Origin of the sequence: Streptomyces sp. MnatMP-M17 (genome assembly GCF_900091995.1) — a bacterium.
In the GTDB taxonomy this organism is placed as follows: Bacteria; Actinomycetota; Actinomycetes; order Streptomycetales; family Streptomycetaceae; genus Streptomyces.
Map to the genome: position 1 here is coordinate 1 of NZ_FMDK01000028.1, position 10,716 is coordinate 10,716.

Consider the following 10,716-nt stretch of genomic DNA (forward strand, 5'->3'; position numbering starts at 1 on the left):
GGGCGCCTGCCACTGTCGCTGCGGGCCGCCGCAGAGGGACGGCGGGTGGAGATACGTACCCGTCGGCTCCAACGGGATCTGGGCGAACTCCTGCGATGGGCACGGGAGTCGGATGTGGAACTGGAGGCACTGGACGCACGGTCCGCCTCCCTCGAAGAGGCCTTTCTGGATATCGCGGCACGGAGCGGAAGCGCGGAAGCGGTGGAGACGACGGGGATGACAGGGACGGTGGGGCTGCGATGAGCGCGGAGGGTACGGCCGGATTGAGTACGGCGAGGGCGGGCACGACCACGGTCGCGGGGCGTCTCGGGGCGCTCGGGAAAGCCGAGTTCACGCTGCTCGTACGGAACAGGACGGCGCTGTTCGCCGCGCTGTTCATACCGGTGGCGATGATCGCGGGGATCAAGTCCTCGCTCGGGCAGATCGACCTGGACAGGACCGGGATGAACGCCGTCGAGGCCGCGCTGTCCGGCGGTATCGGCGTGGTGCTGATCATGGCCGTCTACGCCAACCTGGCCTCCGCGTACACGGCCCGGCGCGAGGAACTGGTGCTCAAACGGCTCCGTACGATCGAGGTGTCCGACCGCGAGATACTCGCCGGCACCGCACTGCCCGCCGTGGCGCTGGCGTTCGCACAGTCCGCCGTGCTGATCGCGGCCGGCGTCGCCTTCCTCGGTATACGGGCGCCGCGGCAGCCGGTGGTGCTGATCGGCGGGCTGCTGGCGGGACTGGTACTGCTGACCGCGCTGGCCGCCGTGACCTCCGCGTTCACTCGTACCGTGGAGAGCGTCCAGCTCACGACGATGCCGTTGTTCATGATCTCGGTCGTCGGCTCGGGGCTGTTCGTCCCGCTGGAGGCGCTGCCCGAAAGGATCGCCTCCCTGTGCGAGCTGCTGCCGATGACCGGAGTGATGACTCTGATCAGGGCGGGATGGCTGGGCGGTATGGAGGGGTACGACCTGATGGGGGCCGCGCTCGGCGCGCTGGCCTGGACGGTGCTCGCCGTGTTCGCTGTCGAGCGATGGTTCCGGTGGGAGCCGCGGCGCTGAGCACCGAGGGCGAGGCAGGGAAGGCGCGTGCGCATGGGGGAGCTGGATGGAGAAGGCGCGATGTCCGGGCTGACGGGCTGGTGGCACGGCAAGAGCAAGCCGGTCAAGGTCGAGATCTATACCCGCTGGTCGTTCTACCTCTTCGGATTCATGGAGCTGGCGCTGATCGGCGTCCCGTCGCTGACCGCCGGTCACGGACCGCTCGGCGGATGGCTGTTCCTGCTGGTCTGCTTGCAGGCCGCGCTCTGCTGTCTGCTCCAGTCCCAGGCCCTGGACTGGCGTCTCGGCCGGCGCGAGCGGCCCGTACGACTGACCCTGGCCGTGGCCGTGGCCTCAGCGGAAGGCGCCTTGGTCGCTCTCGTCCTGCGCGCCACCGATGTGATCACCGATGAAAGCGAGAACGCACTGCTGCTGGTCGGCTTCGCGGTCTTCGGTCTGGCGTCGGTCGCCATGGGCCTGCGTACGCATCGCCAGATGGCGTACGCCGTGCTCGGCACGGTCGGTGGTACGGCGGCCATCACCCTGGTGCTGTCCATGCCTGCCAGGATCGTCGTCGGCAATGTCGTCGGGGTCGCCCTCGCAGGCACGGCCCTCGTCTTCGCCTATGTCTTCTCGGCCTGGCTGCTCAAGGCCGTCTGGGATCTGGACGCGGCCCGCGAACTTCAGACACGGCTCGCGGTCGCGGAGGAACGGCTGCGCTTCGGACGCGATCTGCACGATGTCATGGGCCGCAATCTCGCGGTGATCGCGCTGAAGAGCGAGCTGGCGGTCCAGCTCGCCGAGCGCGGCCGACCGGAGGCCGTGGCCCAGATGGCCGAGGTGCAGCGGATAGCGCGGGAGTCGCAGCGTGAGGTACGGGATGTCGTACGGGGATACCGCGAGGCGGATCTGCACACGGAACTCGAAGGAGCCCGAGGGGTGTTGACGGCGGCGGGCATCGACTGCCTGATCGAGGGAGCGGACGGTCTGGTCGGCGGGGACAGTGGCCGGGGCGGGACCGGTGGCTTGAGCGGGGACAGTCGCAGCGGTCTTCCGGCCGAGGTCCAGTCGGCGCTGGGATGGGTGGTGCGCGAGGCGACGACGAACGTGCTGCGCCATGGGGACGCGCAGCGGTGCACCGTACGGCTGTCGGAGAGCGAGGAGAACGGCCAGGCCGACGCCGACGGCCGGGAAGCGGTCCTCGTCGTCGAGAACGACGGTGTGCCGGTGGACGCGACGGCCTCCGCCGAACCCATACGGAAAGGTTCGAACGGCGGCTCCGGTCTCGCCGGGCTGCGGGAGCGGCTCGCGGCGCTGGACGGCACGCTGGAGGCGAGGCACACGGGGCACGGCTGCTTCCGGCTGACGGCTCGGGTGCCACTGCCGGCGCCGGGCCCCGACCGGCTTGGCCACGGACCCGGGCTCGAACATGGCCCCGGACATGGCTCTGTGTCCGCCGAGGAGGTGGTCGGGGTATGACGTCCCTGGCCGATCAGAACGATCTTGTACACGGTCCCGTGCCTGCTCCCGTCGCCGCTCCCGTGCGGGTGCTGCTCGCCGACGACGAGCATCTGATCCGGGGCGCGCTCGCCGCGCTGCTCGCGCTCGAAGACGATCTGCTGGTGGTCGCCGAGGCGGCGTCCGGACCCGAGGCGCTGGCGATGGCGCGGGCGCACCGGCCCGATGTGGCCGTTCTCGATCTCCAGATGCCGGGCGCGGACGGTGTGAAAGTCGCCACATCGCTCCGTACGGAACTGCCCGGCTGCCGGACGATGATCGTGACCAGTCATGGCAGGCCCGGCCATCTGAAGCGGGCGCTGGCCGCGGGCGTACGGGGCTTCGTACCCAAGACCGTCAGCGCACAGCAGCTCGCCGAGATCATCCGTACCGTGCACGCGGGAAACCGCTTCGTGGACCCGGAATTGGCGGCCGACGCGATCTCGGCGGGGGATTCGCCGCTGACCGTGCGGGAGGCGGAGGTGCTGGAGCTGGCGGCGGACGGTGCGCCGATCGCGGAGATCGCGGAGCGCGCCTCGCTGTCGCAGGGGACCGTACGGAACTATCTCTCGTCCGCCGTGTCCAAACTCGGCGCCGAGAATCGTCATACGGCTGTGCGTCTCGCACGCGGGCGAGGTTGGGTATAGTGGCAGACGCGCCACGGCGCATGCGGACGTAGCTCAGTTGGTAGAGCGCAACCTTGCCAAGGTTGAGGTCGCCAGTTCGAACCTGGTCGTCCGCTCAGGAAGAGGAAGCCCCCGGTCAGGTCGACCGGGGGCTTCCTCGTGTCACTGGTTCTGGTTTGCGGGCTCTGGTTCGCGTCTTCGCGGGCCCTGGTCCGCGTCGCTGTGACCGGCTTCTACTGCCAGGTACTGCCGGTGAGGAGTTCGTACACCTCCACATAGCGCGCCCGCGTGGCCTCCACGACCTCCGGCGGCAGCGGAGGCGGCGGCTGCTCGCTCGCGCGGTCCCAGCCGGAGGCCGGAGAGGTCAGCCAGTCGCGTACGTACTGTTTGTCGTAGGACGGCTGCGGGTGTCCCGGCTCCCAGGAGTCCGCCGGCCAGAAGCGCGAGGAGTCGGGAGTCAGCACCTCGTCGGCGAGCACCAGCCGGTCGTCGACGTCGAAGCCGAACTCGAACTTGGTGTCGGCGAGGATGATCCCGCGGACTCGGGCCAGGTCACGGGCCAGGCTGTACACATCGAGAGTCGTCCGGCGCAGCAGGGCGGCGGTCTCGGCGCCGGCCTGGCGGGCCACCTCCTCGTACGGCACGTTCTCGTCGTGCTCGCCGACGGCCGCCTTCGTGGCGGGAGTGAAGATCGGGCCGGGCAGCTCGGAGCCGTCGACCAGGCCCTCGGGGAGCGCGAGTCCGCAGACGGTACGGGACTCGTCGTACTCCGTGAGTCCCGAGCCGGTGAGATAGCCGCGGGCGACGCACTCCACCGGGATCATCCGCAGCGGCTCGCAGATCAAGGTGCGTCCGGCCCAGTCGGCGGGAGCGCCGGAAGGGACCTCGGTGGAGATCACATGGTTCGGTACGAGTTCGGTGAGCCGTTCGAACCACCAGAGCGAGAGCTGGGTGAGAAGCCGGCCCTTGTCGGGGATCTCGGTGGGCAGCACCCAGTCGTAGGCGGAGATACGGTCGCTGGCGACCATCACGAGGTCGCCCGCCTCGTTCCGGTACAGATCACGCACCTTGCCGGTGTGGAGATGCACCAGACCCGGCACCTGTTGGGGCTCGGGCTTTTCTACGAATCCGGACACGGTTCCTCCCCGTGGTTCTGTCCGATCTTGAAGATCGCCTCGATTCTCCCGTATGCCGGAAGTCGCAGCTCGCAGGGGTACCGCGCGCCCCCGTTCTGGGTCAGTCCCGTTTGCAGATCCGGTCCAGGAGGTTGGCGGTCGCGCGCTGGATACGGGAATCGACATGGCCGGGCCGGTCCAGCGCCGGAGACCAGGCGAAGGTGCCCGAGGCGAAGACCAGCGCGCCCGACGGCGCCCGGTAGAGCGAGGTCTCCTGGTGGCGCTTGATGTTCTCGCTGTCGCGGTACGGGGAGTGTGCGAGCAGGATGCGGTCCTGGTGCTCGGGCAGCGCGGTGCGCGGGAAGTAGCGGTCGGCCTCGCCCGCGACGAGTCCGTCGATCTCGTCGCCCTCGCCCGCGCCGGTGGCTTCCCAGAGCCAGTGATCGGCGTTCCGTACGACCATGGGATGCGGCTCGGGGATCCGGCCCGCGTACTGGATACCGAGAAGCTCCTGCTCGGGCCTGTCCACCTCGCGCCAGAGCGCGGGACGTCCGGGACCACGGCGCTTGCGGCAGGTCAGCAGCCGGTCGGGGACACCGGAGGCCGAAGGGCCCAGCTCCACCTGCCAGTACAGGGTGTTGGCGGAGAGGAAGACGAGCGACGTGCCCTGTTCGCGCGCCAGCTCGACGGTGCGGCGCATGGGGACGGACCAGTACTCGTCATGGCCGGGAAAGACCAGACCGCGGTAGCGCGTGGGATCGACCCGGCCGGCATGCAGATCGCGGGTGTCCGCGTAGGCGAGGTCGTAGCCGTACCGCTCGGCCCAGCGGATGAAGTCGTAGGCGTGGCCGACATGGAGCGGCAGACCGGCGCCCGCGTACGGGCGGTCGAAGGAGACCGTCGTCGCGGCGTCCTGCTCGCCGAGGAGCCGGCCCTCCTCGTCCCAGGCGTGGTAGAGGCTGGCGCCGGTGTGACCGTCCTCCGGGTAGAGGTTGTACGCCTGCCAGGTGATGTCGGGAAGCAGGAGGAGCAGATCGGCGGGATGGCTGTCGCGGACCGTGAAGGGAATGTGCGAGCGGTAGCCGTCGACGGTCGTGAGGACGGCGACATGCGCGCCGAGCTCCCAGTACTCCGGAATCTGGAGCCGCCAGGAGAGCCACCAGTGGTGGCAGGAGACGGTGCGGTCGGCGGCGAGCGGCGGCGGCTGGACGATACCGGAGAGCCGGGGGCTGGTGGTGATCTTGCGGGCGCCGTCGCCGCCGTAGTGCCCGATCCGGTAGATGTCGACGGAGAACTGCTGAGGCGGGTCGACAGTGACATGGAAGTCGATCGCCTCGCCGGGAGCGACTCCGCCGGTGGACGCGAAGCCCTTGATCTGGCGGCGTACGTCGTCGGCCGTACGGAGACCGCCGCCGCGGTCCCGGCCCAAGGTCGGATCGGCGTACCAGGGCACGAGCTGGCCGGTGTCGTCGAAGTAGTTCTCACTGCCGCGCAGCCAGGGCAGCGGGCCCTGGCCGAACGGATCGCTGACCGCGTGGGCGAGAGCGCCCGATTCCCATCGCCGGATCTGTTCCGCTCGTCGGATCTGGTCCGCCCCCATCGCACGCCCCTCCTCCGAGTCCGCCGTGCCACATCGGGTGGTACGGCCGTTTTTGCTACAAGCTCCGGTCTCCAGCACATCACATAACGCATGCGGCTCGTCACCGTTCGTCGTGAATTGACGTTAACGGAACGCTCAGATCCGGATGCGAGATGTGATAAGGGGGATTCGGTATGAGGCGGGCGTGACGGAAGTGGGTGGATGGGCGGGGCTCGGAGGCGGGTTGGTCTGGTCTGGTTTGGTCTGGTCACACAAGACGTACGGGCTTCTCCGGCCGTACGCCGAGCGAGGCCAGCCAGGAACGGAGCGGTTCCGCGTCACCTCCCTCGACCAGGCTGAGGACGCGCCCGCCCAGGTCCGCGTGGCGCTCGCCGCCGATCAGCAGAGTCGGTCCGTCGAGCCAGTCCAGGCCGGGCGTGGCACCCGCCGTGTCGACGGCCGAGCAGCAGACCATCGCCGTCACGTGGTCGGCGAGCAGCTCCCTGCCCGTACGAGGCGGCTGGAGCGGCGAGAGAGGCAGCGGGTCCGTGCCCCAGAGGGTCACGGAGCCGCCCGTCCCGGCCCCGGCGGGAACGGGCGGCGAAGCCGCCTCCTCGCGCGCCAGCTCGGCGCTGATGCCGGCGGCCAGGGCGTCACCGGCGTCGCCGTGACCGTGACCGTGTTCGTGTGCGTCTACGTGTTCATGGCCGTGTCCGTAGCCGTGAGTCTCACCGCCGGTGCCGCCCTGGGCGGAGGTGGCGGCACCCTGGGACGCCTGGGACGCCTGGGACGAGAGATGGTCCATGACCCGGGCCAGCGTGGGACCTGGTGCCATCGTGGACGAGGCGGTGTCCGTCGAGCGGCGTACTCCCAGACTGTCCAGGACGCGGTGCAGCCTGGCCGCTTCCGTACGCCATTTACGGTCGACAACCTCCTCCGGATACTGCTGCCAGTCCACCGGGGACCAGTCGGGCCCGGCCTCGGCCGGGCCGCCGTGGAAAAGACGCGCGGCCAGCAGGGACGCCGCCTCGTCAACCGCGCCAGGCTCTTCGAGCAGATCGCAGGCCGGCCGCTCCCCGAGCCGGGAGGCGAAGCCCTCGGCCAGCCGGTCACGGCGGGACAGCTCGGTCAGGGCGGACACCACGCCCGCGTCCAGCCGGGAGGGCCAGCGGCCCATGCGCCAGGCGGGCAGCGCGACCCGCGTCAGCAGCCGGTCCCAGCCCGCGTACGCGAGGCCCACCTGTTCCTGGGCGACGATCCGCAGGCCGTAGTCCACACCCTGTGCACGCTCGGACGCGGCTGCCGCGACACCACGCTCCATCTGGGCGGCATGCTCGCCACAGCCGCGCAGCAACAACCGGGCGATACGGCCGACCAGGCCGAACGCCGCTCTCCCCATCGCTCCCCGGCCCGGACGGGACGCCACGGCGACAGCCGCGTCGAGCCCGCGGACGAAGCGCCGGGCGGCGGCTATGTCCGGGTGCGCCGAGGGCCCCGTACCCGCGACGACCGGTGCGAGCACGGCGCGCAGCTCGGCGACCCGCATCCACCACAGGAAGGGCGAACCGATCACGAGGACCGGGGCGGCGGGCGTACGCCGTCGGCGGCCGGCGCCGGGGAGCGCGGGCGCAGACGCGGAGGCATGCGCGTGCGCGGACGCGTGTGCCGGATGCGTACGGTCCTCCAGCCAGCTGTCGCAGTCCGGGGTCAGCGCTATGGCGGAGGGCGCCGGCACTTCGAGGCGCTCCGCGAGATCGCGTACGAGCCGGTAGAGATCGGGAGCGGCCGACTCGCTGACCGCGACGGTGGGACTGAGGGCCGGCCTGGCGAAGGCGATCATGGCGGCGACGGTGGCGCCGAGCAGCAGCACGACCACCGCGAAGGCCGTCACGGCCCAGCGGGCCGCGTCCCAACTCGCTCCGTGGAGATGGCCCGTGGCCCCTCCGGCCAGCAGCACGACAGCGACGGCCGCGGGCAGCAGCGCCAGGGCCAGCGCCCTGCTGCGGACCCGCAGCACGGCGAGCGCGCGGACTCGGGCGCCCTGAGCCCCCAGCTCGTCACCGATGCCTGAGCCGGCGCCGGAGGCACCGGAGCTTGAACGAGAGCTGGAACTGGAACCGGACATGGTCGGACTTCACCCCCTCTGCCCCTGCACCGCTTTGCTCACTACCCCACTGTGGCACCCGTCACTGACATCGCAATGTCGATGGGCCAAGTGCCGGTACGCATGCGCCGCACCCTAGTTGGACCCCGGCGACCCGTCATCCGGATGGGCCATTCGTCACTCGATGGAATGGCTCTGGTCAAAGCTGCTGACGAATGGCGCTGTGAGCCCGGTTCCCGGGCCGGACGAGGCTCGTGCCCGGGTACGGGAGGGCGTGCGTTGCGCCGGTTGGCGGAGGTCCGGAGGGCGGACGCGTAGGGGCCATGCGTAAGAACGCAGGGTAGGGCGCGTGGGGCATGCGGGGCATGCAAAGCACGCGGGGCACGCGCGATCGGCACCGGGCCGTCGGCACGGGCCCGGCATCGGCCCGGTGTGGCCCGTCCCCCGGCCGTCTTCCCGGCCGTTCGTCCGGCCGGAGGGCCGGCCGTCGTCAGGCCTTCGCGGCCTCGCTCGCGATGTCCGTACGGTGCTGCGAGCCCGCCAGGGTGATGCGGTTCACCGCCGTGTACGCCCGCTCGCGGGCCTGCGTCAGATCCTTGCCCATAGCCGTCACCGACAGTACGCGACCGCCCGCGCTCACGACCGTACCGTCGTCCTTCCGCCGGGTTCCCGCGTGCAGTACGTACGCGTGAGGCGCATCCTGCGCGGCGATCTCCGCGAGGCCCTCGATCGGGTCACCGGTGCGCGGGGTGTCCGGGTAGTTGTGCGAGGCGACGACCACCGTGACGGCGGCGTCGTCCCGCCAGGTCAGCGGCGGCAGATCCACGAGCGTTCCCTCGGCCGCCGCCAGCAGGACACCGGCCAGCGGAGTCTTGAGCCTGGCCAGCACCACCTGCGTCTCCGGGTCGCCGAAGCGTGCGTTGAACTCGATGACCCGTACGCCGCGGCCCGTGATCGCGAGACCCGCGTACAGCAGCCCGGAGAAGGGCGTACCGCGCCGCCGCAGTTCGTCGACCGTGGGCTGGAGAACGGACTCCAGAACCTCGTCCACCAGTTTGGGCTCGGCCCATGGAAGCGGGGAGTACGCGCCCATGCCGCCCGTGTTGGGGCCCTCGTCGTTGTCGAGCGCGCGCTTGAAGTCCTGCGCGGGTTGGAGCGGCAGGACCGTCTCGCCGTCGGTGATCGCGAAGAGCGAGACCTCGGGCCCGTCCAGGAACTCCTCGATGACGACCCGCTCGCAGGCGAGCGCGTGCTCGCGCGCCTTCGCGAGATCGGCGGTCACGACGACGCCCTTGCCTGCGGCGAGCCCGTCGTCCTTGACGACGTACGGCGTGCCGAAGGCGTCGAGCGCTTCGTCGATCTGCTCCGGGGTGGTGCAGACATAGCTGCGGGCCGTCGGAACGTTCGCCGCGGCCATCACATCCTTGGCGAAGGCCTTGGATCCCTCCAGTTCGGCCGCTTCCTTCGACGGGCCGAAGCAGGGAATGCCCGCGTCGCGTACGGCATCGGCAACTCCGGCCACCAGCGGTGCCTCGGGACCGACGACGACGAGTCCGGCCTCCAGCTCGGTGGCGAGGCGGGCCACGGCCGCGCCGTCCAGTGCGTCCACCGGGTGCAGCTCGGCCACTTCGGCGATGCCGGCGTTGCCGGGCGCGCAGTGCAGAGCGGTGACCGCGGGGTCGAGGGAGAGAGCGCGGCACAGGGCGTGTTCGCGGGCGCCGCCGCCGATGACAAGGACCTTCACGGGAGGCAGCCTAGCCGGGAGGGAGCGCTGTCCCGTGTACGGGCCTTGGACGGGGGCCCGTCCAAGTATCAGCCGTACGCCCCGCCCTTACGCCCCGCCCCGGGTCCGCCCAAGGCCGTACGCCCCACCCGTACGCCGAAGCCGGGCCGCTACTCGTTCGTGTACTCCTCCACCACTGTCGCGCCCAGCTCGCGCACGATCAGGTCATGGCCGGAGAGCGCGGAGTCGACAAGATCCGGATCGTCCTCCTCCGGAGTGTCGTCCTCCGGGGCCACGGGAGGCGGTGGCGGAGGCGAGGCGGGCCGATTGTCGGAGCGCGGCGGCCCCGGGTTCCCGGTCGGCCCGGAAGCCTGGGACTGCGCTGTGGGCGTGTGAGGCGCGGGCGCGGATGGCGAGGAAGGAGCGGTGGGCGGGGCGGGCCGCTGAGCCGAGGAGGTGGCCGGAGCGGGACCTGATGCCGAGGGACGGCCTCCGTAACCACCGCCGTTCCCGGGGCCTCCGGCGCTCCCAGGACCTCCGCTGTTCCCGTTCCCAGGAGCGCTGCCGGAGCCGCCGCCTCCGTGACCACCACCGCCTCCGGCGCCACCACCGCCGAAGCCGGCCCCGGCACCTCCACCAGGACCGCCGCCGTAACCGCCTCCGCCGCCCGCGCCGCCGCCGGACGGTGGCTGGGTGCCGCCCGAGGGATCGATGATCGCCTCGATCTTCCACTGCACATTGAAGTGCTCGGCGAGCGCCTGCCTGAGCACATCCTCGCTGCCGCTGCTGGTGAAGTTGTCGCGCGCGCCCGCGTTGATGAAGCCGACCTGGAGCGTCGTGCCGTCGAACCCGGCCACCTGCGCGTTCTGACTGAGCAGGATCCAGGTGAAGCGCCGGCGGTTCTTGACGGCCTCCAGGATGTCCGGCCACATGTTCCGCACCTGGCCCGCGCCCTGCGCCATACCGGGGCCGGAGCTCGGACCCGGGCCCGGCGCGCCACCACCGGTGGAGGCAGCGGCGGGCTGCGACGGCGCGGCCGGGCCG

7 protein-coding genes, 1 tRNA gene and 2 pseudogenes are annotated in these 10,716 nt (G+C 71.0%); 5 read left to right on the forward strand and 5 right to left on the reverse strand.

Features of this window, described 5'->3' with window-relative positions:
- From GA0115259_RS01625 to GA0115259_RS01645, 5 genes and pseudogenes are all read left to right on the forward strand, one after another.
- Positions 1-243, forward strand: a pseudogene (locus tag GA0115259_RS01625) (ABC transporter ATP-binding protein); the annotation flags it as partial.
- Positions 240-1,049, forward strand: a complete 810-nt coding sequence (locus tag GA0115259_RS01630; protein WP_093589705.1) for an ABC transporter permease — start codon at positions 240-242, stop codon at positions 1,047-1,049. The pseudogene GA0115259_RS01625 and the gene GA0115259_RS01630, both read left to right, overlap by 4 nt.
- 33 nt (positions 1,050-1,082) lie before the next feature.
- Positions 1,083-2,507 carry a histidine kinase gene (locus tag GA0115259_RS01635; protein ID WP_237539687.1) on the forward strand — a complete coding sequence of 475 codons (1,425 nt, stop codon included), beginning with the start codon at positions 1,083-1,085 and terminating at the stop codon, positions 2,505-2,507.
- On the forward strand, positions 2,504-3,172 hold the full coding sequence (locus tag GA0115259_RS01640; protein WP_237539688.1) for a response regulator transcription factor: 669 nt from the start codon (positions 2,504-2,506) through the stop codon (positions 3,170-3,172). Before GA0115259_RS01635 ends, GA0115259_RS01640 begins: the two co-directional genes overlap by 4 nt.
- A 22-nt stretch (positions 3,173-3,194) precedes the next feature.
- Positions 3,195-3,267, forward strand: a tRNA-Gly gene (locus GA0115259_RS01645).
- Positions 3,268-3,384: 117 nt separating this feature from the next.
- Here GA0115259_RS01645 and GA0115259_RS01650 read toward each other — a convergent pair.
- From GA0115259_RS01650 to GA0115259_RS39905, 5 genes and pseudogenes are all read right to left on the reverse strand, one after another.
- Positions 3,385-4,287 (reverse strand): phosphoribosylaminoimidazolesuccinocarboxamide synthase, encoded by a 903-nt coding sequence (locus GA0115259_RS01650; RefSeq protein ID WP_093589711.1) that lies wholly within the window; start codon positions 4,285-4,287, stop codon positions 3,385-3,387.
- Between the two features lie 100 nt (positions 4,288-4,387).
- Positions 4,388-5,866 carry a N,N-dimethylformamidase beta subunit family domain-containing protein gene (locus GA0115259_RS01655; protein WP_093589714.1) on the reverse strand — a complete coding sequence of 493 codons (1,479 nt, stop codon included), beginning with the start codon at positions 5,864-5,866 and terminating at the stop codon, positions 4,388-4,390.
- A gap of 247 nt (positions 5,867-6,113) precedes the next feature.
- Positions 6,114-7,970: a M48 family metalloprotease gene (locus GA0115259_RS01660; protein ID WP_093589717.1), complete on the reverse strand. Its 1,857-nt coding sequence runs from the start codon at positions 7,968-7,970 to the stop codon at positions 6,114-6,116.
- Between the two features lie 469 nt (positions 7,971-8,439).
- A complete protein-coding gene (purD, locus tag GA0115259_RS01665; protein ID WP_093589720.1) occupies positions 8,440-9,693 on the reverse strand; it encodes a phosphoribosylamine--glycine ligase in 1,254 nt (417 codons plus the stop codon).
- A gap of 149 nt (positions 9,694-9,842) precedes the next feature.
- Positions 9,843-10,716: pseudogene (locus GA0115259_RS39905) on the reverse strand (DNA polymerase III subunit gamma and tau); the annotation flags it as partial.

What these genes read in the sequence shown, in the direction of transcription:
- GA0115259_RS01635 (WP_237539687.1), top strand. Translation starts at nt 1,083, where the DNA reads ATGGGGGAGCTGGATGGAGAAGGCGCGATGTCCGGGCTGACGGGCTGG.
- GA0115259_RS01630 (WP_093589705.1), top strand. Translation starts at nt 240, where the DNA reads ATGAGCGCGGAGGGTACGGCCGGATTGAGTACGGCGAGGGCGGGCACG.
- GA0115259_RS01660 (WP_093589717.1), bottom strand. Translation starts at nt 7,970, where the DNA reads ATGTCCGGTTCCAGTTCCAGCTCTCGTTCAAGCTCCGGTGCCTCCGGC.
- GA0115259_RS01640 (WP_237539688.1), top strand. Translation starts at nt 2,504, where the DNA reads ATGACGTCCCTGGCCGATCAGAACGATCTTGTACACGGTCCCGTGCCT.
- GA0115259_RS01655 (WP_093589714.1), bottom strand. Translation starts at nt 5,866, where the DNA reads ATGGGGGCGGACCAGATCCGACGAGCGGAACAGATCCGGCGATGGGAA.